General features: G+C 64.7%; 25 protein-coding genes. 7 read left to right on the top strand and 18 right to left on the bottom strand.

Going from position 1 to position 26,638, the window contains the following annotated elements; translation table 11 throughout:
- Window positions 1–3: 3 nt before the first annotated feature.
- Together ACAG25_RS01020 and ACAG25_RS01015 are read right to left on the bottom strand one after the other, a co-directional pair.
- Window positions 4–531 (bottom strand): CopG family transcriptional regulator, encoded by a 528-nt coding sequence (locus ACAG25_RS01020; RefSeq protein WP_370486426.1) that lies wholly within the window; start codon window positions 529–531, stop codon window positions 4–6.
- 56 nt (window positions 532–587) lie between these two features.
- Entirely contained in the window at window positions 588–863 is a 276-nt protein-coding gene (locus tag ACAG25_RS01015) for a transposase (protein ID WP_370486425.1), read from the bottom strand.
- A gap of 616 nt (window positions 864–1,479) precedes the next feature.
- On the opposite strand from ACAG25_RS01015, the gene ACAG25_RS01010 reads away from it, so the two are divergent.
- Window positions 1,480–2,004 (top strand): hypothetical protein, encoded by a 525-nt coding sequence (locus ACAG25_RS01010; RefSeq protein WP_370486424.1) that lies wholly within the window; start codon window positions 1,480–1,482, stop codon window positions 2,002–2,004.
- Window positions 2,005–2,189: 185 nt separating this feature from the next.
- Here the strand turns inward: ACAG25_RS01010 and ACAG25_RS01005 are convergent, their stop codons facing one another.
- Window positions 2,190–2,354 carry a hypothetical protein gene (locus tag ACAG25_RS01005; protein WP_370486423.1) on the bottom strand — a complete coding sequence of 55 codons (165 nt, stop codon included), beginning with the start codon at window positions 2,352–2,354 and terminating at the stop codon, window positions 2,190–2,192.
- Window positions 2,355–3,288: 934 nt separating this feature from the next.
- Between ACAG25_RS01005 and ACAG25_RS01000 the strand changes: the two genes are divergently transcribed.
- Both ACAG25_RS01000 and ACAG25_RS00995 read left to right on the top strand, forming a co-directional pair.
- Window positions 3,289–4,380, top strand: a complete 1,092-nt coding sequence (locus ACAG25_RS01000; RefSeq protein WP_370486422.1) for a hypothetical protein — start codon at window positions 3,289–3,291, stop codon at window positions 4,378–4,380.
- Window positions 4,381–4,402: 22 nt separating this feature from the next.
- Window positions 4,403–5,098 (top strand): hypothetical protein, encoded by a 696-nt coding sequence (locus tag ACAG25_RS00995; RefSeq protein ID WP_370486421.1) that lies wholly within the window; start codon window positions 4,403–4,405, stop codon window positions 5,096–5,098.
- A 56-nt stretch (window positions 5,099–5,154) separates the two neighbouring features.
- Here ACAG25_RS00995 and ACAG25_RS00990 read toward each other — a convergent pair whose 3' ends face one another.
- From ACAG25_RS00990 to ACAG25_RS00970, 5 genes are all read right to left on the bottom strand, one after another.
- Window positions 5,155–5,550 (bottom strand): multiprotein-bridging factor 1 family protein, encoded by a 396-nt coding sequence (locus ACAG25_RS00990; RefSeq protein WP_370486419.1) that lies wholly within the window; start codon window positions 5,548–5,550, stop codon window positions 5,155–5,157.
- A gap of 6 nt (window positions 5,551–5,556) precedes the next feature.
- Entirely contained in the window at window positions 5,557–5,886 is a 330-nt protein-coding gene (locus tag ACAG25_RS00985; RefSeq protein WP_370486418.1) for a type II toxin-antitoxin system RelE/ParE family toxin, read from the bottom strand.
- Window positions 5,887–5,952: 66 nt separating this feature from the next.
- A complete protein-coding gene (gene mobF, locus ACAG25_RS00980; RefSeq protein WP_370486417.1) occupies window positions 5,953–10,545 on the bottom strand; it encodes a MobF family relaxase in 4,593 nt (1,530 codons plus the stop codon).
- A 190-nt stretch (window positions 10,546–10,735) separates the two neighbouring features.
- Window positions 10,736–13,858 carry an RND family transporter gene (locus ACAG25_RS00975; RefSeq protein ID WP_073683302.1) on the bottom strand — a complete coding sequence of 1,041 codons (3,123 nt, stop codon included), beginning with the start codon at window positions 13,856–13,858 and terminating at the stop codon, window positions 10,736–10,738.
- Window positions 13,859–14,188: 330 nt separating this feature from the next.
- Window positions 14,189–14,824 (bottom strand): TetR/AcrR family transcriptional regulator, encoded by a 636-nt coding sequence (locus ACAG25_RS00970; RefSeq protein WP_011856886.1) that lies wholly within the window; start codon window positions 14,822–14,824, stop codon window positions 14,189–14,191.
- A gap of 104 nt (window positions 14,825–14,928) precedes the next feature.
- Here ACAG25_RS00970 and ACAG25_RS00965 point away from each other — a divergent pair, with 104 nt between their 5' ends.
- On the top strand, window positions 14,929–15,798 hold the full coding sequence (locus tag ACAG25_RS00965) for a metal-dependent hydrolase (protein ID WP_011856885.1): 870 nt from the start codon (window positions 14,929–14,931) through the stop codon (window positions 15,796–15,798).
- A gap of 133 nt (window positions 15,799–15,931) precedes the next feature.
- On the opposite strand, the gene ACAG25_RS00960 is transcribed toward ACAG25_RS00965, so the two are convergent.
- The 4 genes from ACAG25_RS00960 to ACAG25_RS00945 are packed head-to-tail and all read right to left on the bottom strand — an operon-like array spanning window position 15,932 to window position 18,704.
- Complete coding sequence (locus ACAG25_RS00960; RefSeq protein WP_011856884.1) at window positions 15,932–16,822, bottom strand: alpha/beta fold hydrolase; 891 nt, start codon at window positions 16,820–16,822, stop codon at window positions 15,932–15,934.
- Between the two features lie 58 nt (window positions 16,823–16,880).
- Window positions 16,881–17,333, bottom strand: a complete 453-nt coding sequence (locus ACAG25_RS00955; protein ID WP_011856883.1) for a PaaI family thioesterase — start codon at window positions 17,331–17,333, stop codon at window positions 16,881–16,883.
- Complete coding sequence (locus ACAG25_RS00950; protein WP_156442342.1) at window positions 17,318–17,479, bottom strand: hypothetical protein; 162 nt, start codon at window positions 17,477–17,479, stop codon at window positions 17,318–17,320. Before ACAG25_RS00950 ends, ACAG25_RS00955 begins: the two co-directional genes overlap by 16 nt.
- Before the next feature lie 28 nt (window positions 17,480–17,507).
- Complete coding sequence (locus tag ACAG25_RS00945; protein WP_011856882.1) at window positions 17,508–18,704, bottom strand: cytochrome P450; 1,197 nt, start codon at window positions 18,702–18,704, stop codon at window positions 17,508–17,510.
- Between the two features lie 73 nt (window positions 18,705–18,777).
- On the opposite strand from ACAG25_RS00945, the gene ACAG25_RS00940 reads away from it, so the two are divergent.
- Both ACAG25_RS00940 and ACAG25_RS00935 read left to right on the top strand, forming a co-directional pair.
- On the top strand, window positions 18,778–19,374 hold the full coding sequence (locus tag ACAG25_RS00940; protein ID WP_011856881.1) for a TetR/AcrR family transcriptional regulator: 597 nt from the start codon (window positions 18,778–18,780) through the stop codon (window positions 19,372–19,374).
- A complete protein-coding gene (locus ACAG25_RS00935) occupies window positions 19,371–20,420 on the top strand; it encodes an LLM class flavin-dependent oxidoreductase (protein WP_370486416.1) in 1,050 nt (349 codons plus the stop codon). Before ACAG25_RS00940 ends, ACAG25_RS00935 begins: the two co-directional genes overlap by 4 nt.
- A 48-nt stretch (window positions 20,421–20,468) precedes the next feature.
- Here ACAG25_RS00935 and ACAG25_RS00930 read toward each other — a convergent pair whose 3' ends face one another.
- The 3 genes from ACAG25_RS00930 to ACAG25_RS00920 form a co-directional block, all read right to left on the bottom strand.
- The gene (locus tag ACAG25_RS00930; RefSeq protein WP_070351816.1) at window positions 20,469–20,933 is read right to left on the bottom strand and encodes a DUF6188 family protein; all 465 of its coding nucleotides are present in this window, start codon (window positions 20,931–20,933) and stop codon (window positions 20,469–20,471) included.
- A gap of 78 nt (window positions 20,934–21,011) precedes the next feature.
- Complete coding sequence (locus ACAG25_RS00925) at window positions 21,012–21,683, bottom strand: TetR family transcriptional regulator (protein ID WP_011856878.1); 672 nt, start codon at window positions 21,681–21,683, stop codon at window positions 21,012–21,014.
- Complete coding sequence (locus ACAG25_RS00920) at window positions 21,680–22,192, bottom strand: PaaI family thioesterase (RefSeq protein ID WP_011856877.1); 513 nt, start codon at window positions 22,190–22,192, stop codon at window positions 21,680–21,682. Before ACAG25_RS00920 ends, ACAG25_RS00925 begins: the two co-directional genes overlap by 4 nt.
- Window positions 22,193–22,294: 102 nt before the next feature.
- On the opposite strand from ACAG25_RS00920, the gene ACAG25_RS00915 reads away from it, so the two are divergent.
- Window positions 22,295–22,987 (top strand): TetR/AcrR family transcriptional regulator, encoded by a 693-nt coding sequence (locus ACAG25_RS00915; protein ID WP_011856876.1) that lies wholly within the window; start codon window positions 22,295–22,297, stop codon window positions 22,985–22,987.
- Window positions 22,988–23,336: 349 nt separating this feature from the next.
- Here the strand turns inward: ACAG25_RS00915 and ACAG25_RS00910 are convergent, their stop codons facing one another.
- From ACAG25_RS00910 to ACAG25_RS00900, 3 genes are all read right to left on the bottom strand, one after another.
- Window positions 23,337–24,671 (bottom strand): hypothetical protein, encoded by a 1,335-nt coding sequence (locus tag ACAG25_RS00910; protein ID WP_011856875.1) that lies wholly within the window; start codon window positions 24,669–24,671, stop codon window positions 23,337–23,339.
- A gap of 128 nt (window positions 24,672–24,799) precedes the next feature.
- Window positions 24,800–25,132, bottom strand: coding sequence for a helix-turn-helix transcriptional regulator (locus ACAG25_RS00905; RefSeq protein ID WP_024449211.1), 333 nt, complete (start codon window positions 25,130–25,132; stop codon window positions 24,800–24,802).
- Entirely contained in the window at window positions 25,122–26,168 is a 1,047-nt protein-coding gene (locus ACAG25_RS00900; protein ID WP_216847980.1) for a tyrosine-type recombinase/integrase, read from the bottom strand. The genes ACAG25_RS00905 and ACAG25_RS00900 overlap by 11 nt, the downstream gene beginning before the upstream one ends.
- Between the last annotated feature and the right edge of the window lie 470 nt (window positions 26,169–26,638).

The raw sequence follows: 26,638 nt of genomic DNA, 5'->3' as shown, positions 1-26,638 counted from the left end.
GCACTACTTCACGCGGTCAGTCTTCGATTTCCGTCCGGTCTTGGCATCGCGCAAAGTCGTCACCCTTTTGCTTTTGCCGGCGCGGACCGTCGACTCGGTCACGAAGACACCGCTGACCGCGGACCTGTGAACGCCGCCCTTCGTCTCAACGACGATTTGGCCGCCTGGCGAAGTGGTCGCGACGAAGTCGGGGCGACTATCGCTGGCAGGCGTGTCACAGCCGAACTCAAGCACGAACTGCGCGAACTGGTTGATCAGGCGGGTAGCTTCGGTCTCCCTTGCCACCTCCGGATGCAGCTGCCGCAGGATCGCCTCACGGGCCACCGTTGACGCCGGCAACCCGCGGGTCTCCGCGAGGCGCTCCAGCTCCGCGAGCTCCTCGTCGTTCAACCGAATCTGCAACACCTTGGAGCGGCGATGACCGCGCGTCACGGTCGACTTCTCGGTGATCGGGGCATCCCGATCCTCGTCGATCGCGTCAGCTTCTTCAGCAAGCAGAGACGATACGGACTGATCCGTCCTTGATTCCATTTTGGGGTTCCTGTGCGTGTGTGGGTCGATGTGAATGTGAGTGTGGATGTGGACGATCAGCGACCGTTGTACAGCCGCAGATCACGCGCATTGGCCTCCCACGCATTGACGCCGTGAGTGATCCCTGCGTCGTCAACAACGATGACCGTCAGGACCGCCTGCGCGGTGATCGAGAAGCCGATGATGCGCACGCTACGCCCGGACTTCGACGCGGGATCAGGATTGATCACGAGCCGATCCGGATCGGCGAGCGCCTCATTGGCCGCATCGGGATTGGTGCCGTGCTTGGCGATGTATTCGCCCCGGTGCGTCCAATCGGCTGTCTCAAACACCTCTTCAATGTACTACATTGTATTACATGTTGTGGAGGGCTGAGGCGGCCGGAGTGCAGAACTATAGATCTTTAATCCGCAGGTCCTCTGCATGCAGAAGGGGCCGGCCCCGCCCTGTCCGGATTTCCTGTTCGGACTTTCGGCATGTAATCGATGCGCGCGCGGGTGTCCGAAAATGGTCATTTCAGACACATTCTGCGTCGACCCGTCGATTTGCTTGATTTGCCTTGCAGCGCCTTGAAGTGCAGGAATTTCTTGAGTCAAGTGTGCTCCGCTGGTGGCGGACTGTCAGCGAGCAGCGGTACTTTCAACTCATGGACCGACCCTTCGAGTTGCAGCCTGGCATCGCCCAAGCCGGGATCACTAGAGCCCACATCGCTGGGCAGGGCGCCGCAGCGATCGAACCGTCAGGACCAGTAGCGACCGGCGCGATGTCGATTATTGATGCGGCCGCCGGCCTCGCAGACCTCGCTGCGGTGACCGCACTCACCAGCCGCGCAAGCGCACTACTCTCACGAGCCGAGACGTTGGGGGTCGCCGCTACGACCGCAGTAACCTCAGCGGTCGCTGTCGACGAAACCAACGCCCACCTACTCAGCGCCGTAGCGGTGGATACATGAGTAAGGCAGCTCTCACCCTCGGAGCACTCGGCACCACGGTCGGGGTAGCGGGACTTGTGTTGGGACTGACCGCTTTATTGCGGCCAGAACCCCTAGCGCCAGCAGCCACGACGACCTCCGCAGCCTCTACAACCGCACCATCTCCAGAGGATTACCGCGCGGCCGCCACTGACGCGTGCGCCGGCTTCAGTAGCTTCAAGAGCGGCGTGGGGATTGCACGCGGCGCCTTCATAGATAGGGTCGACCGCACGAATGACTGGGAGTCACCACAAAGCCTCGGCACCCAGGGCTACTACTTCAGCGCGGTTGGCGTGGAACTGGACTATCTCGATTCGAGGGTGAGCCCTGAGACACCAAAGGAACTCGCCAGCGCCATCGCCAGTTTGCGGCCATCCCTTACAGCTGTAGTAGACGCCGACTTACGCCGTGAACCGGCCTCGGTGTCCAACAAGATTGTCGACGAATATTCGCAGACGCTGGATGAAGTTGAAAATGCTTGTAAGGCAGCGGGTGTGAGCTAATGGGGGCGACACTACCTAATCGCCAGTACTCGCGATTTATCGTGGCACCAGACGTATGGCCGACAACTCGCGAAGCATGCGAAGCAAAGGCTTCTTCTCAGCGTCGCGTGGCCAATGCGACAGCTTCGGCAGCAGATACTCACCGGAATGCCCTAAACGGTCTACGGGCCGACGGCGTGGCGCAATCAACTACTGGGTTCGAAGCGATGCATCAGGCGTATTGGCGGTTTCAAGTCGATGCGGACGATAAAGCTGACATCGACAGTGCCGCAGCAGATTTGATGGATAACATCGCAGCGATCCAGCACGGCGCTGAACAGCAGATCGACTCGATCGACGCTGATGCTCACAACCAACTAGCGTCTGTACCAAACCGGAGCCCTCAAGCTATCGGCATCATCACCAATGCAGCAACGATGGCCCGCGGCACAGCCGTAGGTGCTGCGGAGGAGATCACCGCACTCTCCGGGCACTTCGGGCAACGATTCGGTTCAGTACCGGAAAGCCCTCCCAGCGGCGACCCAGAAGGTCGTGACGACTCGGATCGGTCGACCGATAAGCGAACTGACGAAACACCCGAGCCGCCCTACGGAACGTCCGAAGAAAGCGGTGGAACTCAGCACCGAGCCTCCGCGCCAGACACACCAGAGCCTGGTTCCGTGTCTGGGAATGCGGTGCCACGGGTGAGCCCCGGGCAACCCTCTGCTCCGTCGTCAAGTTCGCCTGTGCCCTCTTCGCCTGGCACAGGCAGAGGTCCAACCTCAGCACTTGGAGGCATTGGCAGCGGCGGAGGCGGATTCGGCGGAGGAGCTTCATCGCTGTCATCTTCAGGGGTTTCGCCCGGAGGACTCGACGGGCCTAGGGGCAGGTCTATTGGGCTCTGGGTCTGGAGGCGCAGCGTCGCCTGCAAGTCCGGCAACTTCATCAGCGTCATCACCGGCCGCCGCGTTCTCGCGGGCGCTGCCGGTTGTTCCGCCGACGTCGTTCGCATCCGGGGCCAATGCAGCGTCCTCTCCTGCGACGGTTGCTGCACCGCCGCCGGTGAGCGCGTCGGCAGCTCCGCTCATGTCGGCGCCGAGTGGCGCATCGCATTCACCTGTTGCGGCCGCTCCAAATGTCGTTAATCCGCAGTCTATTTCGGGACTTCCTGCGGCTGGTTCTGGTGCGCCGGCTCAGGCTCTCGGGGCTCCTGCTGCGCTTTTGCCTCCAGGACCGATGGGGCCACCATCTGCGGTTCCCACTGCGAGCGCGGCGGCTGCACCGGCTGGTGGTACTGCGGCGGCGATGACGCCTGCTGCCACCTCAGTGACGGCGGCAACGGCGGTAGCGACGCCGGTCGCGACGTTGCCGTCGCGGGTAGCGGCTGCGGCGGCGCGTGATTTTGAGCGCCTGCGAAATGAGTCCAGCGATCTACAGATGGTGAAACGACTGGCGTGGCAACTGCTGGCTGCTAGCGAATCGGGTCGCTCATTCGCGTTGTGGGCGGTCGGAGTGATGTATTCGGCCACCGGGGAGCACCAGGTGGTGGCAGTGAGCCATCACGGCGCAGGCTATGTGCCGCCAGGAATCGCCATACCCACAGAACTGCGAATGGCCTGGACTGATCCCATCATCAGCGACTCCTTCCGCCAACGCTGGACCGGAAACCTGGATCCGGCGGCCACGCTGGTCGCCTACGCCGAACTCAAAGCTGGCGAGTCTGCGGCATGGCGTTTGGGCGCGGCCGTTACAACCTGGGCCGAGGTCGACGCATTGATGACGGCAGCGCAGCGCTGGGGTACGGAATGGGCCGCTTGCTCAGGGATGAACATCCCGGCCGGCATCGAGAAGCAAGCACTGACGGTCGGAGCCCAGACCACGCACCGGCTGTCGGGTGAGTTTCCCGCACTGGCCAAGCAGGTCGCGGAATTGGCGCCCAGGGGATTGGACCAGCGAGCCGCGAAACTGATCACCGATGCCTTGGTGTCCGAGGCCCGCCTCGTAGTGGTCAAGTCCAGCACGATGCCGGGAGAGTCCCGGTTGCCCGCCAACTTCGACGATGTGTGGCCGGCCGCGGCGGAGGGCGCGGTCGCCGCGGGTGAGCGGGCGCGATTCGCTGAGGCGGTGCAGCAACAGTGGCTCAGCGTCGGCATCGCCCAGCCTGGGTGGGATCAAGAACGCTCAGCCAGCATCGTCACCGAATACAGCGGCCAATGGCTGATCTCCCGCGCGTTAGAGGCCGTACTCGGGTGGATCGCGGACCCCGGCACTGACGGCAAGCCCACCGAGCTGCCGATGGCGGATATCGTGTACGCCGCCGCTCACGCGCACCTCGACGGACGCGGAACCGACTGGATCACTGACCTTTTCATCCAAGCTGAGCGACAGCGACTATGACTATGAGTGCGGAGGTCAGGGCGTGATCCCGACAGTAGCAGTGGGTGACACGCTTTTTTCGGACACGTATGCGAGGTTTGCCGCGGGTCTGCTTGGCGATGTTGGTCATGGGTTGGTAAAGATCACCAGTGAACTCGACAGGGATTTGATGTGCGCCGGCCGAGGCGCGGATGACGCGCAGCGTGTCCTGGTTCAGGTTCTCTTGGTCGATGTGCCAGCGTTGATCGTTGCTGCGAATTACTGCCATTGGGTCAGCGATCACGTACTCGACGAGATCGCCCGACTTCACATTGCCGACATGCGCATCGGCGAGCAATGGTCCGACGCGTCCGGCGATGCGGACGGTGCGGCTCTCTTTCGGCTCGAACAGCACGAAACCGTGCCCCACGCGCCACCGTGGGAGCCGCCACCGTTCCCGGCGGCGCTCCGGCACCTCCACCGTGCCCGCCGACTTGAGCGCAGCGTTGACGAGGAATTCACTGAGATCAACGAGGACCAGCGTGCTGGCCGCCACGACCGCTTCAGTCAGGGCCTGGCCGATACGACTGAGGACTGGTATGCCCGGCGACTGGGAAGGATTCACGAGACGCTGGCCGAGGCCAGAAGCGCAATTATCCGCAATCGGACGGACAAGACCGGAGTGCTCGTCCAGCATATTGATGCGCTGTCCACCTGGGCAGCTGGCTCGCAGACCGCCGATACGACGATCGATGGTTGAGCGCCCAAGAGTGGCCCGGTCTCGCCCTTGCCAGCGCTGTTTGAGGAGCGAAGGGGTTATGCGGCGGTGATGGCGATGTGGAGGCGTTTCCCGCAGGCTGCGGCGAGCCGTTCCAGGGCGTCGATACCGGGGATGCGTGCACCGTTCTCCCAGGCGGCGACGGCGGATTGGCTGGTGCTCATGGCGGCGGCGAGCTGGGTTTGAGTGAGGCCGGCCTCGGTGCGGGCGGTGTAGACCAGCCCGGCGAGGTCCATCGCCCGGCCGGCGTCGTGGTAGGCCTGCTTGTAGGTCTGGCGCTGCTCGTCGGTGAGGGCGGCCTGGCGCTGGGCGCGGGCAGTTCGGTAATCGACCCCACCGCTGGAGGTGGCGGCCTTCTTCGCGGCGGCGGGGGCTTTCTTGGCGGCTCTCTTCGGGGCAGCGGTCTTCTTCGCGGTGGCGGTGTTGACGGTCATGGCAGGTTATCCCTTCTTGGTCTGGTGGCGGCGTAGCGCTTTGCGTGCGCGGGTGATCTCGTTGCGTTCGTTTTGGCGTTGTTTGCGGAAGGCGGTCAGGGTGACCAGCTGGCGGTCGGGGTCGGCGGTGTAGGTTATGCGTTGGTTGACCTGTCCGCAGCGAAACCGCAACTCCCACAGTTTCTCTGAGAGATAGCGGTTGTGCGGCATGCCTAGGTTGATGCCCTCGGCGGTGAGCCGGTCGAGGGCTTGATCGGCCTGGGCGAGTTCACTTTCAGACAGACCGGCATACCAGCGTTTTACTTCGCCGCTGAGCATGATCCGCCACTCACCCACGCCTCCACTATATCGATTCCGGTATATACCGTCAACGATATATGCCGGGTGTGGTGGGTGTGCCCGTTAGTCGATGTCGAGGCCGTGTCCGCGTTCTCGCTCTCTGCCTCGGTCGCGTGTGGGTCCGGTGGTGAGGGTGTGCCAGCTGCGCGCGGCGACGGCGCGGTGACGGTCTGCTGTCGCTGCAAGTGTTGGATCGTCGATGTCCGGTGCGGGGCGGGTGTTTTCAGCCCAGGGGAGGGTGAGTCCGTCGAGGAGTCGTCGGGCGGGTCCGGGCTGTCCGTTGTCGATGAGTAGGAGGCGGCCGTGTGCGGGGACCAGGGCGGTGGCCACCGCTGCGAGGGCGTCGGGGTCGGCGGCCGCGGCGTCCTCGACGACGATGACGGGTCCGCGCCGGGTGGGTTTGTGGATGGTGATCTGCTCGGCGAGGTGGTTGAGGCTGAGCAGGTCGGGTTGTGGTGTCGCGGTGACGCGGACGTGGTGGCGGTTGGCGTCGGTGGCCGCTGTGTGGATCGCTTCGGCGAGTTCGGGGGTGTAGCGCTCGGCCGACAGGGTGGCCACGACGTAGGGCGCGGAGAGCGCGACCGCGGCGGGGTCGGTGAGGCGCCGCGGGAGGGTGAGCGGGTCGGCGTTGCGCCATGCGGCGGCCAGGACCTCGACGAGCGCACGCTCGTCGGTATGCATGCTTGCGTGCGCGCCTTCGTCCTGGGCGGTGGCGTGGTCGACGGCGTGCCGATCGGGGTGGGCTGCGGTGCGGGGTAGCGCGTCGGCCAGCCGCCACCACAACGCCGCGGCGGGCATCTCATCGGGCAGCGGTCCTCGCTGGGCCGCCGCGGTGAGAGCATCGCGAATGTCGTTGCCGCGGGCGGCTCCTGTGAGGTGGGCGGCCAGGGTGGGCCAGTAGGCGTCGGTGCGGATGCGGGGGTCGATCTGGTCGAGGAGGTCGTTGAAGCGGGTGGGGTCGGCGCCGTCGCGCTCGATGGCGTCGGTGCCGTGGCGTTGCAGCAGGTCTTGGATTGCGCGGGTGGCCACAGGGTATTGGGCTGGGCCGGTGAGGCGGGTGTCGGCGTCATCGACCCCGGTGGCGGCTCGGAACACGGCGATTTCTGCGGCCAGGGCGGGGTTTGCCGTGACTAGGGGCTGTGCCCAGTTCGGCGCGGTGTCGGGGGTCCAGGCGCGGGCTTGTTCGCGGATCTGCGCGGCCAGCTCCTCGACAAGGCTTTCGCGGCGGCGCAGGTAGTCGCCCCATTGCGGGTCGCCGGCCAGGGCGGCGGGGATGGCGGGCAGCCAGCGCAGCGGCCCGCAGTCGCGGCCGGCGGAACCGGTGGGATCGATGCGGTAGTCCAGCACCGCGGCCGCGTCGGCGGCATCGTCGAGGCCGCCTCGAGCGTGGGCGGCGGCCAATAGTTCGCCGGGATCGGCACCGGAGAGCGCCCGGATAGCCAGGCGACGACGCAGTACCGGCCACGCTGCGCAGGTACTGAGATCGGTATGCACTGATTCAGCGATGGCGTCGAGACGGTCGCGGGCACCCGCGCCGAGCTGGTGCTCGGCCGCAGCGCCGAGGGCGTCGGTGAACATGTCGGCGGCCGCGGCCAGTCTGCGGGTCGGGTCGGCGGCCTGGCGGGCGGCGGTGGTGGCCGAGACCTGGCCGCCATCGCGGGCCACAATCCGGGACAGGACGTCCACGGCGGTGTCGGGGTGGGTGGCCCTGGGGGCCAGGATGCGGTGCGGGTCGGTTTCGGCGGTCGAGAGGTACAGGTGATTTTCGGCGCGGCCGCGGGTGAGGGCGACGTAGAGCTGTTGGCGGGTCAGGTGCTCAGCACCCACCACATGGCAGCTGTGCCCGGCGGTGGAGCCCTGGGCGCCGTTGATGGTGGCGGCATAGCCGAGGGTGACGTGTTCGGTGACGTAGTCGGCCGGCAGGGTGATCTCATGCCCGGTGCCGCGATGGCGAGCCCGGAGCGCTCCGTCGCGGGCGACATCGAGGATGTCGAAGGCGTAGCCGTTGCGGACGTAATCAGTGCCCGACAGGGGCAACCAGCGGGCGTTGCGGCGGGTGCGGATGACATCACCGACACTGGCCCGGAGTTGGTCGGCGAGCACGGTCTCGCGACCCGGCCGCCAGTCCGGATCGGCCTCGATGAGGGCGGCCAGACGGGCAGTGCGGGCGCGGGCGTTGAGGTCGTCGACGATCGCGTTGGTGGGTCCCAACAGCAGGCTGTCGCGCCCGGCGTTGCGGTCGGCCAGCCACGCCGAAAACGCGGCGTCCGCGGCGGTCTGTTCGGTACCGACGTGAATGCGCCCGGAGTCGATGTAGAAGCCGATCCCAGCCGGATCGCCGCCGCGCAGCGCCAGCGACGCCGCGGCCTCGGCGCGGGAATGAAACCGCACGACTTCCGAAAGCGTCAGCGCCCCGGTCTCGGTGGCGATGTCGCGCAACACCCCGCCCGCGGAAATCGACGCCAACTGGCAGTCATCAGCAACCAGCCGCACACTCGCGCCCTTGCGCTGAGCGTCAGCGATCATCGCGTCCAGACCCGCGGTCGACGCCATGCCGGCCTCATCGACGATGATCAACGTGTCCGGTCCGATGTCGGTGAACCACTGCGGTGTTCCGAACGTCGCAGCGTTGTCCGGATCAGCGCAGTGGACGTACTTGTCGAGGGTGTCGGTGGTCGAGCCCAGATCCTCCCCGAGCACGATCGCCGCGGCCGCGGTCGGGGCCAATCCGAGGACATGTCCGCCCGAGCTGCGCCACGCATGCGCCAGCGCGGCCATGGCCGTGGTCTTGCCCGCCCCGGCGGGCGCCAGAGCCAATGCGACGCGGCGGCCGCTGGTGGCCATCTGCTCGACGAGCGCGGCCTGACCGAGGTTAAGTGGCTTGCCGCGGGCGGCCGAATCTGACAGCGCGAGATCGACCTCGGAAGCCGTCGCCACACGACCGTCGCAGCGTGCGACAGCGGCCAGGATGCGGGCCTCGGCGGCGAGGACGTCGCGGCTGGTGTAGGTCGCCACACCGTGGCGGCTGAAGACGCTGGAACCGTCGCGGCGACGCAATGCGACAGGCTCACCCAACTCGCCGTCCTCGACGCAGGCATGGGGCACCGAAAAAGCCTCGGAAAGTGCGGTGTCGGTGAGCCGTTCGACAAGCCCCGCCACGTCTGCGACACCCTCAGCGCGGACCATCCGCAGGGCCTCGGCGCGCACGTGGTGGGCCTGCCACGTAGCCCGTGTTTCGGCCACAGTGGCGATCAATGCGACAGCACGCGACGCCACCCACTCGGCGGTGATTTCGGGTGTCTTCTGAGCGCGACGCGGGGCCAGAACTGTGGCCAGCATGTGGTTCAATCCATCGTGTCCGAGGACTTCAATAGCTTGGTTGAGCCAGGTGGCGCGCTGCTCTGCGAACGAGCGCGGTTCGTGCTTGGCTTCACGCGATTCCAGCGTCGCCTGTTGAGCCAGCGCAAGGGACTCGATGGTGGTGGGTTCGCGGCCGTGATCGTGCTGAAACTGCTTGGCCAGCTCGGCGGTACGGGCCTTGATCGCGATGCCGCGACTCGACCACCGCGACATCAATTCCATCGACATCCCGGCGATCTCGCGGACCGCCCGCTTACCCCGCCCGCGGGCCTTCTCGACGAAGCTCACACCCAGGCGCTCGATCATGTGGGCTTCCATGCGGGTGTTGTACATCTCCGAAGCCGCCACGATGACCCGGTGCAGCGGTTGACCATCCAGAGCGAGCCAGCGGCGCACCCCATTGGCGTCGAGGTAAGACACCTTGTTGGCGATCGCTACATGGGTGTGTAGATCGGGATCCCCGGCACGCGAATCCCGATGGGTGAACACCGCCGCGATGAGCCCTTCGGTGTCGACTTGGGCGACACCGTTGGTGCCGGTACGGGTGAACGCGGCGTTGTCTTGCAGCCACTCCAACACGTCGGCCACCGCGGCCTCGTGAGCGGCCTCGATCTGCTCTGCTATCTCCGGCGGGGCAATCGCCCACAGCGCCGAAATCGACTTCACCGGAGAGAACGTCAAGTCATAGCCGGCCACCGCCGTAGTGCGCGCCCTGGTGGCCCGCGCAACGAACCCTGACAGCTCCCGTTCATCGGCCGGATCGCGGCCAAATTCCTCGACGAACATCTCGGTGGCCACCCGCGTACGGATGCCTGCCCGCACGTCATCGTCGATGGTGGCGTTGCCCGCCAGACCGGCCTCGATGTTGTGAGCGCGGAACGCTTTCCCGACACGACGGGTGAACTCCGACGAGGGCTCCTCCCGCACAGGGTATTTACGGCCTAACTGGGCGGCCGCGGTCGCGGGTTGAACGCGCAATCGCGGGGACAGATGGGCAAAAATCTTGTCGGCGTTGGGGTGCCAACCCAGCCCAAACAAGGCCTTCATTTGCTCCTCGGTGACCACCGATCCGCCTTCGACGGCCCACACCTGTTGGCGCACTTCGTCGCTGACCTCACGGGCTCCGGTGTCGGCCAACGCGGCCAGGCCGCGACCCATCCAGCGGCCCGGCGATTCCCCCTTGGCCGAGTAATAGTCAGCCAGGCTGGAGCGGCCCCGCTCGGTGCTGTCGGCGGCCGCGACTTGCCGCACCAGGTACAGGTAGCCGTCCCCGGCGGTCAGCTTGTGCATCGACATCACCGCCGAGCGCACCCCTCGGTCTGCATGAGCCCGAAAGTACGGAGCCAGCCGCGGAAAAAACCACCACCAAAAGGAACATTCCCGACGGCCGTTACCAAACCTACCGGCGCAGGGGTCGTATTCATTCGGGGTGAATACGCCTTCACGCTGGTCGGCATGTAGCGCCGGGTATTGCTCTGTTCGCTTTTCACCTCTCCTGGACCAGCACGTGAGGTGCGTCCTTAATGCCTCCTGGGTTGGTCTGACCGGGTCGCGGGTTTGTTGCTTTGGTGGGCCACCAGCTGGCTTCGCGTAGGAGTGTGGCGATGGCGGGCACGGTGAGGGTGCGCACGAGGAAGGTGTCGAGCAGCAGCCCGAAGCCGATGATGAGGCCGGCTTGGATCATGATGGCGACTGAGCCGACCATGAGGCCGAACATGCTGGCGGCGAATATGAGGCCAGCGGAGGTGATGACGGCTCCGGTGTTTGCCACGGTGCGCAGGACGCCGACGCGGATGTTGGTTCCGGATTCTTCGCGGAGCCGTGAGACGAGCAGCATGTTGTAGTCGGCGCCGACGGCGACGAGGATGATGAACGCCAGCAGCGGTACGGGCCAGGCGATTTCGTGGCCCAGTCCCCATTGGAAGACTACGACGCCGATGCCGAGTGATGCGAGGTAGTTGAGCACGACGGTGCCTAGTAGGTAGAGCGGTGCTAGGAGTGCGCGCAGTAGTAGGACCAGGATGACGCCGACGATGATGATGGTGGCGATGGCTAGTTGTGCGAAGTCGGCCCAGAGGAGTCGTTGGATATCGGAGTTGACGGCGGGGAAGCCGGCTACGGACACGGTGGCGTCGGCGAGTGACGTGTTGGGTCGTGCGGTGTTGGCGGTGTCGGTGATGCGGCTGGCGAGGTCCATGGCTTCAACGCTGTATGGGTCGTGGCTGCTTTCGATCATGAACCGCGCTGTTTTGCCGTCCGGTGAGAGGAATTGTTCGGCGACGTCGGTGAATTGCCGGTTCTCGAATGCGTTGGCGGGCAGGTAGAAACCGCTCGAGGAGTCGGAGTCGGCCGCTGCGCGCGAGGAGTTCTGTAGTTGGGTGGCGATCTGGCTCATGCCGGACAGCATTTCGATGTTGCTGTCGGCGAGGGTGCGGACGCCGGTGGCGAGTGCTTGGGCGCCGGAGGTCAGCTGTCCGATTCCGTCCTGCAATCGGCGGAGATTTGTGGTCAGGTCGGCGGGGTCACCCAGGGCTCCGAATGCCTTGTCCAGTGAGGCGACTGCGTTCTGGACGTTGGCGAGGGTGCCACCAACGGTGGCATTGGTGGCGGGATCGTAGCGGTCCCCGAGGTCGGCGATTTGGTTGAAGAATCCGTTGTCGCGCAGAGTGACCAGGATCTGGACCTGGTTGCGGATTTGGGCGCATTGTGGGGTGGTGGCGCACCAGGGTGAGGTGTTGAGGGCGCCGACGAGTGGGTCGAGTTGAGTGATTGCGTTTTGGGCTTGGTTGGCCAGCGGTCGTAGTCCTGGGCCGGATTGGATGGCTTGGTCGACGGCGGGGGCAGTGGCGGAAAGTTGTTGCAGCAGCGGCCGGAATTGGTTGACCTGAGTTCCTGCGGATTGGGCTTGGGTGAGGATTCCGGCTAGTGGTGTGAAGGCGGTGCGCACGGTGCTGTCGAGTTGGGCGAGGCCGTCGGCGAGCTGGTCGGCGCCGTCGGTGAGTTTGGTGAGGTCGTCTTTGCGGGAGTTGCCCTCGGCGACGGCGCCGGCCATTTTGTCGCCGATCTGGCCGTTCTGCCAGGCCAGTTCTGCTTGGTCGAGGCGCTCTCCGGTGGGGCGGGTGACTCCGGAAACCTTGGTGACGCCGGGGATCTGGGAGACGCGGGAGGCCATCTCGTCAAGATCGGCCAGTCCTTTGCCGGTCCGCATGTCGGTCGGATTTTCCACGACGAGGAATTCGCTGATGACGACGTCTTTGCGGAAGTGGCGGTCCAGCAGGTGGTAGCCCAGGTTGCTGGCCGTGGTGTCTGGTTGGCCCTTGCGGTCGTCGTAGCTGATTTTGATGGTTGCTGCCGCTGCCGACAGGGCGAGCAAGATGACCAGGCTGACGATGAGTAGTGGCACGGGACGGCGGACCACGGCGACGGCGACGCTGTTCCAGTAGCGGCGGGTGCGATCGGGTTTGGGTTCACCGATGCCGCGTTTGGCGGCTAGCGACAGCACCGGTGGCAGCAGGGTTACGGTGGCCAGAAATCCGAACAGTACGGCGATGGCACACGCGGGGCCAAGGGCGGCGAAGACGCTGAGCCGCGCGAAGACCATGGCCAGGAACGCGAGTGCGACGGTGGCGGCGGAGGCGAGGATGACGCGCCCGATGCTGGCGGTGGCGTGGATGACGGCCTGATCGGCGGGTACTTGGGCGCGGCGCTGTTCGTGGTATCGGCTGATCAGAAATACGGTGTAGTCGGTTCCCGCGCCGAGCAGGATCGCAGTCATGAAGGCGACGGTGAACTGGGAGACGGGCATGCCCATCTCGCCGAGGGCGGACAGCACGCCGCGCCCGACTGCCAGGCTCAACCCGATTACTAGCAGCGGTAACAGCGCGGTGAACACCGACCGGTAGACGATCAGCAGGATCAGGGCGATCACGCCCGCGGTAGCGATTGAGATCAGCAGCAGGTCGTGCTCGGCGGATGCGATCATGTCGCTGAAGGTTGCCGGTGGTCCCGTCACTTGCACAGTCGTGGTCGAGCCGGTGAAGACCTCGGCGGCGATGTTGCGCACCGCGTTTACCGATTCGGCGGCCGTGGGGTCTCCGAGGGTGCCGGTGACACCTACGGGCAGGTACCAAGCTTTGCGGTCGGCGCTGACTGCCTGGGCTTCGGTAATCGGATCGGACAGTAGGTCCTGCACCAGCAGGACGTGGTTGCCTTCGCCCTGCAACCGGCGCACGAGTTCGCCGTAGCGCTGCCGTGCAGTCGGAGTCAAGCCATTGGGGTCTTCCATGGCGACGAACACCATGGTTTTTGAGCCTTCTTCGCCGAAAGCGGCGCTCATGCGGTCAACCGTCTGCAAGGACGGCGCATCGCGAGGGATGAGGTCCACCGACTGTTGGCGCACCACGGTTTCTAGCTGGGGGAACAGCAACGCGAGGACGACCGCGGCGCCTAGCCATACCCCGATGACCAGCGCTTTGTGGCGGAGGGTGAATCGGGCTAGCGCTGCCAACCGTTCGCTGTACTCGCGGGTTTCGGCCGGGTTGGGGGATCCGTTGTCCCGCTGGCCACGGCGCGTGGCCTGGCCTGGGGAATCTGCAGTGCCGTCGGTCACTGGGCCTCCACTAGTAGCGAATCGTAGCGATACTATCGGTATCGCTACGCTACCGCATGTAGTGCAAGTGGTGGCGGGGCCGTCGTCGCCAGGCCGCGCAAAGCGCGCGGCTGGCGAAGGGGCCGGCGACCGCTATCGAGTCGGGACCGGGCCGACGGTCGCAGTGGGCAGAGGAATGATCGAACACTCAGTGGGTTTCTGGAAGCCAGGGCTGACGCTGTAAGTCGACGACACTGGCCTTGGATGCCGTTCAGGGTCTTGCTGTTGCTGTTCTCGGACGTTGGTCGTCGGGCGCACGCACGGCCACATCGCGTAGCGGGGCCGCTAGCTCTAGGTTTGCGCTTCGGTTGTGGCCGACTGGCCCGTGTTCTGCAGCAGCACGTAATTGCCTAGGCTGCCCAGGAAACCTGCGCAGTGCTGAACGAGTTCATCTGTGGTGAATTCCAGTTCTCCGTCGAGTCGGCGGCGCAAGACTTCGAATAGCCCTCCCACGCCCAAGGTCGAAGCCAAATGGGCAACCCCCACGGCAGAGTCGGCGATGTCGAGGTGAAGTCTGGCTTCGCGCAAGACAAGGTCGGTGAAACCTGCCATTAGTTCGCTGCGTAGCTCTCGGAGCAGCGGCTCGGTTGCAGATTCCACGAACAGGATCCGACCCAGCCGCGGGTCGTTGTCGATCATGCCGACCAGCCTGCGGATTGGCGCGTACGCCAATACCTCCGGTGGCTCGCCGGCATCGGGGATCGCGTCGACTATCACCTCCTGGAAGGTGGCATAGAGCTGCTGGTAGACAGCCCGCAGGAGTGCGTCTCGGTCGGAGAAGTGCTGGTAGAAGTACCGTGACGTGACACCCGATTCAGCGCAGACGGCAGTCACAGTGGCGGCGGCAACGCCGCGCGTGCCGATCAACTCCGTTGCGGCCTCGATGAGACGGGTGCGCCGGTTCCGGTGACGCTCCTCGGCGGACATTCCGCTATACACCCGCGCCGAAACCACGTGGATAGCTTGCCATCTAATTCTGACAAGGCTTAGAGTCAGATTGACAGCGCGTCCTTGGCGAATGGGAGAACAACATGAGCGACGATTCGTCCACACGGCCCACCGCACGGGTCGTCCCGAAGCCCCGCCGTGTTCGATTCGATATGCCTGCTGGGACCAGTCGGCAGCACTTCGTTGATGGCGACTTGGTGATGAGCCACTTTGTGTCCACCTTGTCGGCCACGTTCCCCGAAGGCGAAGACTTCTTTATCCGGTCAGTCCGCGAGTACCGGGACCACATCAGCGACGCTGACCTCAAGGAGGCGGTCAAGGGGTTTATCGCACAAGAGGCCACCCACCGACACCAGCATCGGCTGCTCAACGATCGGCTTCAAGCAATGGGCTATCCCACCGAGGGGATCGATCGGCATGTCAAGAAGCTGGTTGGCCGACTTGAGAAGCGTTTTTCTCCCAAGATGCGCCTGGCTGTGACGGCCGCCCTCGAGCACTACACGGCGACATTCGCCGAGATCATTCTCACCAGCGACGAAGCTCAAGAACTGATCGGCGACACCGAAGTGCGGCCTATTCTGCTCTGGCACGCACTGGAAGAATGCGAGCATAAGGCCGTTGCTTTCGATGTCTACGAGACGGTCGGTGGAAGCGAACGCACCAGGGTCTGGGGGATGCGGATCGCCAGCCTCCTCTTGTTCAGCGAGTTGGTCATCCAGACCACCCGCTCTCTGGCTGGTGACCGTTCCGCCTACAACCCGGTGCGCTTGCTGCGCAGCCTTCGAGCCTTCCGTCATAACCCGCTATTCAGCCCAGCAGCAATTGCGCGCTTTCGCTCCTACACCCGCGCCGGATTTCATCCCGACGACTGGGACAGCGCAGAAATCCTCGAACGCTGGACCAAGGAACTCTTCGACGCCGATGGTGGCCAGCAAGTGCGTAGTGGCGTCTAGCTCGACCAGAGCCCGGCACAGTTCAAAGTCGGCCTTAACCGAAGAACACTTCATGGGCTCCGCTTCGCGCGCTGTGAAGTCAAGATCGGTTCTGACTACTGGCCGATCGATGGTGCTCGACCAACGTCGCGACCTACAGGAGGTTCCGGCCGAGGAACTCGGTGACGGCGCAGCCGAAGGCGTCGTTGTCGTCGCCGGCGATCATGTGTCCGGTGCCGGATACGTCGACGGTCTCGGCGTGGGGAACCAGTTGCTTGAACTCGTCGACGGTGGCTTGGGAGACCACGTCGGACAAGAGGCCCCTTACGAGAAGTGTTGGGGCATTGACCCGTCGGGCTCCGTCGATCAGCAGGTGGCTGATTGCGTCGAATTGCTCCGTTCCCGTGGTCGATTCGTCGCGGAGAAAGTCGAAGTTGGAGTGAATGAATGCCGGGTCCCACCGCCAGATCCAGCGGCCGTCGTGACGCTGCCGTAGCACCTTGCGCAGGCCGTCGACGTTGGCCGGGCGCGAGCGATGGGGGTTGTACGCGGCGATCACCTCTGCGGCGTCAGAGAGGGTGCTAAAGCCATCGGGATGTGCGGCCATGAACGTCACCACGCGACGGGCGCCCTGGAATTCAAGTCGCGGGGTGACGTCGACCAGGACGACCGCCGCCCACGACGCCCCGGATGTCAACAGATGCGTGCCGAGCACGGTCATGCCCCCAAGGGATGCACCTACGACCGCAGGGGCGGTATAGGCGCTGAAGTGCTCGCGCACGGCGAGAAGATCGGTCGCGAGTCGCTCGATGTCGTACCTGCCGGCTGGGTCCCAGTCGCTGTCGCCGTGACCGCGGGTGTCGTAGGCGACGACTGTGTATCCGCATGCGTGGAGGCGACGCGCTGAAGTGCTCCACGCGTGCCGGTTCTGGCCGCCGCCGTGCAGGAGCAGCACGACGGGACGGGCGTCATCGTGGCCGTAGCAGTCCGCAGCCAGGGCGATCCCGTCCTGGGTTCGGACCCGATGCTGCACGGCGGAGGTCATGACACCTTCCTGGCGAGATCGTCGTCCGCCCGAAGCGTGGGCCCGGCAGCAAGCGCCTTCATAGTGCGTTGCCCGCGGCGTTCACGATCGTGACCGTGCCCTGGGCTACGCAGACGGCTTTGTCGCCGTTGCTAATGTCGATGCGCGCCACTCCACTGCGCTTGCCCAGCGACACGATGTCGGTGACGGCGACACACACACCGGTGGACACGGGTCGCAGCAGGTTTAGCTTGAATTCGGTGGTGGCGACCCATGATCCGGCCGGAATGACGGGGTAGAACACGACTCCGAGACAGTGGTCGACCATCGCCGATAGACATCCGCCGTGCAGGGTGCCGAAGGGTGTGAGCAGTTCGGCACGGGTTTCCATCTCTGCCACCAGCCGACCGGCGGCGAGTTCGGTGTGCCGAAAGCTCAGAAACCTCGACAGTCCACCTGCTGTGTTCGGCGATCTGAGCAGCTGGTCGGCGATCTGCTCATCGAAGTGCGCGAATGTCACTGCCACCACCATGCCCCTTTCTCCTGTCCGGTCATGGGTCGATCACCGTTCGAGCCCGCGAATCGTTTGAGCATGTCGCCGAATGCGCCGAGGTCGCCGTGCGCGGCGGAGTGCTCGATATCGACGGCGATGAAGAACCTGGCCGCGCGGTGATGCACACGACGCGTCGTCGAGGAGGGGCACGGGCTAGACCGGTGTGGTCCAAGTGATGGGCAGCGATGTGTAGCCGCGGATCGGTCCGGACCGCAGCCGCCGCGCCGATTCAAGATCGACCTCCCAGTCGGGCACCTTGTCCAACAGAGCATCCAGAGCGATGCGGGCCTCCATCCGCGCCAGTGCCGCGCCCAGACAGAAGTGGATGCCGCGACCGAAGGCGACCTGGTGCTCACTGGTGCGCTCGATGTCGAACACGTCAGGATCGGGGAAGGCGCGCTCGTCGCGGTTGGCCGACCCGAACAGCAGCAGCACCTTCTCACCTTGACGCATGGTCGTGTCGTGCAGTGTGACGTCGCGGGTCAGGGTTCGTGAAAGTCCCTGTGCCGGTGAGTCGTAGCGCAGCAACTCCTCAACTGCCGGCCCCAATAGTGTTCGATCGGCGGCCAGGCGTCGGCGGGTCTGCCGATGCTGGGCCAGCACGACCGCGGAGTTCCCCAGCAAATTGGTGGTGGTCTCGTAGCCCGCGACGAGCAGCAGCGCGCAGAAGCCGAGGACTTCCTCGTCGGTCAGTCTGATCCCGTCGACTGTGGCGTTCGCCAACGCCGACATCATGTCCTCGCGGGGGGTTTGGCGGCGGTCGGCGAGGAAGTCGGTGAAGTAGGCGTAGATCGAGGTGGCGGCGGTCAGTGCGTCGGTGGTTTGTCCGTGGTTGACGTCGACCTGGACCAGTTGGCTCGACCACAATCGGAACTGATCACGATCGGTGGCGGGAATGCCCAGTAGATCGGCGATCACCGCGGCGGGCAGGATCGCGGCGAAGTCGGTCACGAAGTCCGCCGAACCAGAGCCCTCGTCGAGGCGCTCGAACAACTCCGCGGCCATCTGTGTGATGGCGCCCTGCAGCCCGGCCACCCGCCGGGGAGTGAACGCCCGGCTCACCAGGGCACGCAACTGGTCGTGGCGCGGAGGGTCCATCACGATCATCATCGGCAGGAACGAGCCGATGAAGTCCGATCCCGGTGGGGTGGGGAAGATGCCGTCCACCGAGGAGTACGTGCCGTGATCCAGTGCTGCGGCCTGGACGTCGGCGTGCCGGCTCAACACCCAGGTATGGGATTCCTCGGCGCGGTACACCGGAGCCGTGTCACGCAACGACCGATACGTCGGATAGGGGTCGTTGAGAATCGAGGCGTCGAACGGGTCGTAACGAATTTGCACCGAGACCACCAAGACCTCCGACCACCAAAGTAACGACGGTTTAGACTCGCAGTCTAAACCGGCCGAACGGGACAGGGGGGCAATGCGCAAGATTCCACGTCAGATCTCTGACCGGCTTCCCGCCGCGGCGGACTTGTTCGCCGAGAAGGGGCTCAACGACTCCAAGATCGAAGACGTCGCCGCGGTGACCGGTGTGCCGAAAGCGACGCTGTACTACTACTTCGCCGGTAAAGAGGACATCCTTGCTTTCCTGCTCGAAGACCTCCTCAAGGACATCTTCGATGCTGTGACCGCGATCGTGCACACCGGCGGCACCGGTGCCGAACGCCTCGAACTCGTGATCCGCGCACAACTGCGGGCAATGGCGCAGCGGCCAGCGGTATGCCGTGCACTCATCGGCGAATTGGGACGAGCGGCCCGCATGCCGGCTATCGCCGAGATGATCAATACCGCCTACCAACAACCCGTCGAAACCCTGCTCATCGAAGGGGCCCGCGACGGATCCCTCGTCGCTCAGCCCGATGCGCGATCGACGTCGATTGCGCTGTTCGGCGCGGTCACCATCAATGCACTCATGTACCTGGTCACCGATAACCACCTCGACGAGACGGTGGTCGCCAGCACCCTCAGCGCCGTCATGTTCGACGGGCTGCGCCCGCGCACAGGAGACCAGTCATGAGCACCTACGGCCTGTCGGTTCTCGGCGCGGATCTGAAGTCACTGGCCCAGACCGCCCAGGCCGCTGATGCGGCCGGGTTCGACGCCGTATGGGCCTCGGAGTTCTATTCTCGGTCCGGATCGATCTCCATGGCCGCGATGGCCAACAGCACCCAGAACTGTCGGATCGGTTCCTCCATTCTCTACGGCGTCGGCCGAAGCCCCCTGGTGCTGGCCACCGAGGCGCGCGACTTCGACGAACTCTCCAACGGACGACTGGTACTCGGCATCGGCAACGGCACCAAACGGATGATGGGCGACTGGCACGGCGTGCCCGACACCTCCGCACCCGCCCTGCGGATGGAAGAACTCGTGATGCTGCTGCGCCGGATATGGAACCTGCATGAAGGCCCGATCCATCACGAGGGCCGTTTCTACAGAATGAATCTCACCCCGACCGGCGACGTGGGACCCTCCAGCAGGCCGATCCCGATCGTCACTGCCGGTGTCCGGCCCCGGATGTGCGAGGCGGCCGGGCGGGTGGCCGACGGCCTAGCCGGACATCCGCTGTTCACAACCACCTACGTCGAAGAGGTCGTCCGGCCCGCTATCGCCAGGGGCGCCGCGCACACCGGCCGCGACCCCAATGACGTGGAAATCATTTCCATGGTGATGTGCGCCATCCACGACGACGCCGAGGTCGCCAGGCGCGAACTGGCGCAGCAGATTGCGTTCTACTCCTCGGTCAAATCCTACGAGACGGTACTCGATGTGAACGGCTTCGCCAGCGAAGGCCGAGCCATCCGGCAAGCATTCGCCCAGCGCGATTTCCCGGCGATGTTCGCCGCTGTGTCCGAGGAGATGATCGACGCCATGGGTGTCGCCGGGACGGCGCACGAGGTCCGTGAACAATTGAGACGGTACAACGGCGTCCTCGACCACATCATGCTGTATTCACCATCGGTCGGCATCACTGCCGAACGCGTGCAACAAAACCTCGACAGCATCATCCGGGAATGCTCGCCCGCCTCGATGTCGCCAGGGCGGTCCTGTCCACGTTCAACCTGATCCACGTATTGCCGCCCAAGTCGACCCGTCGCAGTGTCCGCGGCCGGATTAGTGGGTCTGCCGCGCCGACCCCGCCGATGATTGCCTGACGCTGTTGACGATGTTGGCGTCGTCGGTGTCGGGGAGGTCATGGCGGACCACGCGTACCCGTCCTTGAGGTAGACAGGCCATGTAGCCGTGGCGCATGCCATAGAGCTCCCACGCTGTCTGTTCAGCGTCGGGATCGACATCGATGCGATGTCCGCGCGAGAAGCTCAGGTGTAGCCCTCCATCGTCGCTGGACCAGGCCTGGGTGCACAGTGCGCCGGCGAGGTTCAGCAGCGGGCGTTCGTGGGTCGCGATCCTGAGGGGGTCAATACGCACCGCCTCGATGGGGTAGGTGCCGACGGCAGGAAGCGTCAATAGTAGGGGGCAGGAGATGACGATTTCGTTGTAATCATCGAAATCCAGAACCAGGCCGCCGTGCAGCGAGAGGCGTTGTACGACAGGGTTTTCGATCCATTGGGTGTACATGGCAGTCTCTTTTCGACGCATCGTTGAGCCGTATCCCCAAAGAGTACGCAAAGTATCGCTGCGATACCAGCAGTATCGTTACCGGTAGACGGCTGGCCTAGCAGCGCTGGTCACGACGCGCCTGGTGGCTCGGTCAATGCGGTCGCGGGTGTCGGCGGCTGTCGCGCGGTGGCCGCTGAAGGCCACGAGGTTGGCCAGCCAGATGTCGGAGATGATCCCAGCCACGTGCAGATCGGTAGGAGTGGGCTCGCCGCCCCTGAGCGTGCGGGCCAGCAGGATCTGGATCTCATCGGCCGCGCGGTCGAGTTCCGCGGCGGCGCGGGTATCTGCGACTGCGAAGGCCCGTGTCATGGCCGTCGTCAGCCATGGGTCGCGCTGCCAGCGGTCATGCAGATGTGCGGTGAGCCGTTCGAGCCGTTCCAGCGGTGTGCCCTCACCACTCGCCCAGTCCCCGGCCGAGTCGAGTCGACGGAACTCGCGCGTCAGCGCTGCCACCAGCAAGTGGGTTTTCGCCGGGAAATAGCGGTAAAGCGTGCCGACGGCGATGCCGACCCGCTCGGCAACTGTCCGCATCTGAACCGCCTCGTAACCACCCGCCGCGGCCACGACCAAAGCTGCATCAAGAATGGTCTCCCGGCGCCGTGCGGACGCGCGTGAACGCGACGCGTTAGCGGCTCGCTTCTCTGCAGCGACCGAGTTCGCTTCCGAAGGCGGGGTTTTCCCGTGGCTGCGCGCCTGAGGGACAGTCATGACGGCTCCGGGTCGAGGCCGCCGCGGCGCGAGAACTGCTCCAGAAGATCGCCGAAAGCGCTGACATCGCCGTGTGCGGCGAAGTGCTCAGGGCTGACGACAATGAACACTGCACTGGCGGTGAAGCGGGCGATCCCACCCTCACCCGTGCCTGTCGCCGTGACATGCAGCGCCCGCCCTTCACGAGAGACGATGTGGGCAGTAATCCGGTGGGTCTGATGCAGCGGCACCGGCCGCAAATATTCGACCGTCAGGGTGCGGGTCACCGCCGGGGTTCCGGCGATCCACAACGTGAAGCCCAGGACGTCATCACATGCCGCGGCCACTGCCCCGCCATGGGCCAGGCCCGGGGCCCCGATATGGCGCTCATCGAACGTCACATCGGTGTACACCGCGTCGCCGCTACGATGCACCACCAACCGCAGTCCGTGGGGGTTGTCCGGGCCGCAACCCATGCATGTCGTGGTGTGCGAGGGCAGCCGCTCGGGCGGCAACAGGCTTTCGGGCACCGTCACCCTCCAATACGATCGGTTTCGCTGCGCTACCGTTAGTACCACACTGCTAGACTGCCGTGACAGCATCGCGTGAAGATCGACCGCCGAGGTGAACGAGTGAGCGACAGTCAGGCAGTGCCCGTCCCTGACGACGACGTGGACCCTCGGCTCATCCGGTCACGCACCCGGCTGCTGGATGCTGCGGCAACGCTACTGAGCACCGGTGGGGTGGAAGCGGTCACTATCGATGCCGTCACCAAAGCATCCAAAGTGGCCCGAACCACGCTGTACCGCCACTTCCACAGTTCGTCGCATTTACTGGCAGCCACGTTCGAACGCCTACTTCCACAAGTGACCACTCCGGCACCGACCAGCGGACCCCTCCGTGAGCAGCTGATCGAATTGCTCAGCCGCCAAGCCGCCCTTTTCAACGACGCACCGCTGCATGTCACGACACTCGCGTGGCTCTCATTGGGGCCCACCGGCTCCAATGCCCAAGCGGAAGACCGCCACACATCCGGGGCGCTACGGACCCGAGTTGTCGATCAATATCGTCAACCATTTGACGCCGTACTCACCAGCCCAAAAGCTCAAGCCGAACTCAACGACTTCGACCAGGAACTGGCGCTTTGCCAACTCGTCGGACCACTCGCCTTCGCCCGAATGACCGGGCTTCGCACTATCACTCACAATGACTGCGCGAACATCGTCGATGACTTTCTCGCCGCCCACCGCAACACCGACAGCGACGCCATAAAATCGAACATCGCCACCAAGAAGACGGGCCGCCCGGCGCGCTCAGCTCGCTAGGCACAACGAAATCACAATGTCGAGCCGGCTGGTCTTCGGGCCCTTTTCGCCTCTCGCAAATCGCGTCGGTGATGGCATCGAAGGACCATTCGTCGCCATCATCGGCGAGGCCGTACGCTGGTTTCCGTTCCACAGCGAGGTGCGGAGACTCGCAGCAGGGTAGTGAGCTACCCGAAGTGCAGGTCACCCGCGGTTCGGCGTCTCAGACGCTTGAGGGCGCGCAACTGCTTGAACCCGTTTCTCGATTGCTTGACTTGTGGCGAGGAGGATTGACAAAGAACAACTTTGACGAGAGCAGGCGAATCGTGGCCTCGGCGGCATGGAGTGGTTACGACATCGCTGTTGCGAGTTAGCTCCGCCTTCGATGCGGCATTGATCTGCCGCGTTCGGTGACGTAATCGGTCCAGTCGCGGGCGGCGAGTTTGGCCCAGGCGGCTGCGTTCTTGGTGGTGATCGCGAGCAGTTCGGCCAGCACGGGTGCGGGCATGTCGCTGGCGAGCTGGAAGAGCGCGGCTTTGCGATGTTCGTAGGGTTTCACCCCGACCGCGACGAGCTGGGTGCGGATGTTCTCGGTGGACAGGTGGGTGCCGGGAAGTCGGCCGGGGAACAGCCAGCCCGTATGGGATGGGGTGTAGCGGCTTTCGCATTGCTGCTCCAGATGCTCGCGGATGAGGTCGTCGAGTAGGGGAGGCATTTGGATGGGGATGGCGGCGAAGACGACATGCACGGCGTGATCGTCGGAGATCGAGATTTGGCTTGATCGCAGGGCGACGATGCGCGAAAGAGGTTGGGCGAACAACAATGTGAGCAGTCCCGCGATGCGGGTTTTGCGGCGGATTGTGTCGTCGTGCAGCAGCCGCCCGACGGCGGCCCACCGCTGGGAATCCGAGACGGTTACCGAGGGAGGTGACCGTGGCGGATCGGTGACCCTCAGTGTGGTGTTGATGCGGGATTGGCGTAGCCAGACGAGGAAGGCGTACTCGGCAGTGAGCGGCCTCCGGTGGAGCGCCTGGTAGCGCTCCAGCATCTCCTGTGTCGCTGTCGCCGGAGTGGCGTCGTGGGTGTGCAGAAACGCCATGAACTGAATCGCCACGCGGACGCGACGACGGCAGGCATCGGTCATCGATCTCGTCAGCCGGTTCTCGTGGGAGGCCTTGCGCATCTGGCGCAGTACATGCCAATGCGCGAATCGGCGAACGATGGCGGCGTCTTCGGCCGGAAGCTCGGCTACAACGTCCTCGATCCAGGGCAGCATCCGTTCGACGCGGATGTCGATCGGGCCCAGAACGCCGACCGCGACCAGGAGGCTGCGCAAGTAATCGTGGGCTCGGTCCGAGGGAAGATCGCTGAAGGTGTCGTGGCTGATTTCACGCGTTCCGCAGGCCATGTCGCGAAGGAGCTGCGGGCCGGTACCGGGCTTCTTTCGCAGCCACCAGAGCACCGTCTGTGGGCGGTCGGCGTTGATCAGTTCGTCGAACACGGGCCGTAGTCGGTGATGAATCGTGCCGCTGATCGGGTCGGTGAGCAGCTCGGTGAGGCGCTCGCGTAGGAAGCAGCGGGCGCATCGGTAGAACCCGTAGGGGTGTTCTTCGCGGCCGCATTCGCTGCAGGTGAAGATCGATGCGACACCGGCGCAGGAGGCGCACACGATGGCATCGTCGAGCTGCCACGCCAGTGGCCGCACGGTCTCACACCGCGGGCATTTCTCGGGGTGATAGTGCCGTCTGCGACGGCATGCGACACAGATGCGACGCCCGTGCGTCAGTGGGGTTAGCCGGATGGTGCTTGCACACTCCCAGCAGGCCCGCTGAGTCACTGGTTGTCGTGGGGGCGGCGGATGGTGGCGCGGATGGGTCGCAGGTCGCCGATGCCGGGTCCGCTGTCGTTGACCGCGGGCGCCTCACGGACTTGTTCGGCGACGAGCTCGAGCAGGTCGTTGGGCGTGCACGACAAGATGTCGCAGAGGGCGGCGAGCAGGTCGAGATTGATGCGCTGCGGGGGCTTGGTCGCGATCCGGTGCACCATCTGTCGGGAGATCTCCACGCCACGCTCGTGCAGCGGTGCGACAAGGTCGGTGGTGGCGAACATTCCGTTCTGGGCCATCAGCTGACGCAGGTTCCACCGCAGCACGGTCCTAGTGCTCATCTCCGCCTTCACCTGTCGTCGTGGATGATCCGTAGACGCGGCGCAGCGCCGCCTGCAGTGTTTTGGTCTTGAAGTCGTCGGACACCGAGGTATAGATCGCGGTGGTCGAGGCATACGAGTGCCCCACCTGTTCGGTGACGAACCGCTCCGGATAACCGAACTCGATCAGATGGGTGACATAGGAGTGCCGCAGGCAGTGCAAGGTGAGCTCGGCAGGCAGTCCCGCTTGCACCCGTGCGACGGCGAATCGCCTATCCATGGTCTTGGTCGCCACGCGCCGTCGACGCTCGGTCAGCCAGAGCTCTTGACGGTTCCCGGGGCTGAGGAGTGGGCGGCCGTGGTCGACCCATTGGCGCAGTCCGTCGATCACCCAGTCGAACTCCGGAACGGCGAGCACGGTGCGACGCCTGGGAGAGCTGCCGCGACGTGATTTGGCGTAGCGAACGTGGACGGCGCCGAACGTGCCCCAGGCCGGCATCCGCGAGTTCGGACGCAGGTCGGCGAGATCGAGATAGCACAGCTCGCGGCGGCGTAAACCGAAGGCGTAGGCCGTCTTGATCATCTGTGCGTCGCGCAGCGCCGCGAACGCGCCTTTGTTCCTGGACCGAGCGAGAACATCGACGCGATCATCGAGGAAATCGAACAATGTTTCCAGTTCGTCGTAGGTGAACGGGCGACGCGCGGGCTTGCCCTCGTAGTCGACCAGATGCGCGGCGGTGTTGTAGTCGTGACAGACCTGCGATGGGATCCGTCCGAACCTGTTCTCGCATTGCGCGATCCAACCGTAGCGGCTATCGAGTAGGTAGTCGCAGAACATCCGCAACGACATGTGATAGCCGCGAATGGTCGACGGTGCTTTGCGTTCCGGGCCCGACATCAAAGCGGCCGTGAAGTCTTCGACATCGCCGGCAGTCCAGTCCCACGGAGGCGCCCCGGCGAACTCTGCGAACCGCCGCACCAACGCCAGCCGCGGCTCGATCGTGGCCTCAGCAGCGAGTAGCCGAGACGCCTGTTGACGACCCCACCCAGACAGCATCGCTTCGAAGACTGCGCTGGCCTCGTCCAGGTGAACCACGCCCGAGGCAAGAACCAAGTGCGCCGACCCCGGAACGCTCACAAGAGAACCTCCATCTATCGTCAACTTAGAGTTGTCAATGACAACCGCAAGTTACCACACCTGCGAGCGAAATCCGTCTACCAGGAGGAACACGAAAGTGGTTCAATGAAGCGCATCCGGCGCTGGTCCCATGCGCCAGATATACGCGTCAACTTCAGGTTGATTCGCGACCTTCGTGACCTTCATGCAAGAGGTGTGTGGGCTTTCTGTGGGTCGTGGAAGGGGCCTGTGAGGGGGTGAGCTGAGTGGGCGGTGCGGCGGTGGTGAGGGGACGGGCTGCACGGATGGTGAGCGGAGCGCGGTGGTGCGGTAGGGGCGGCGAACGAAAAAACTGGTGGGTGGCGAATGTGGCTGTGGTGGTGGCACGTCGGGCCCGGCCGGTTTTAGTG

This window comes from Mycobacterium sp. pV006, assembly GCF_041287115.1.
In the GTDB taxonomy this organism is placed as follows: Bacteria; Actinomycetota; Actinomycetes; order Mycobacteriales; family Mycobacteriaceae; genus Mycobacterium.
The sequence above is the reverse complement of the archived record's forward strand: the minus strand, read 5'-3'. Positions and strand labels throughout refer to the sequence as shown.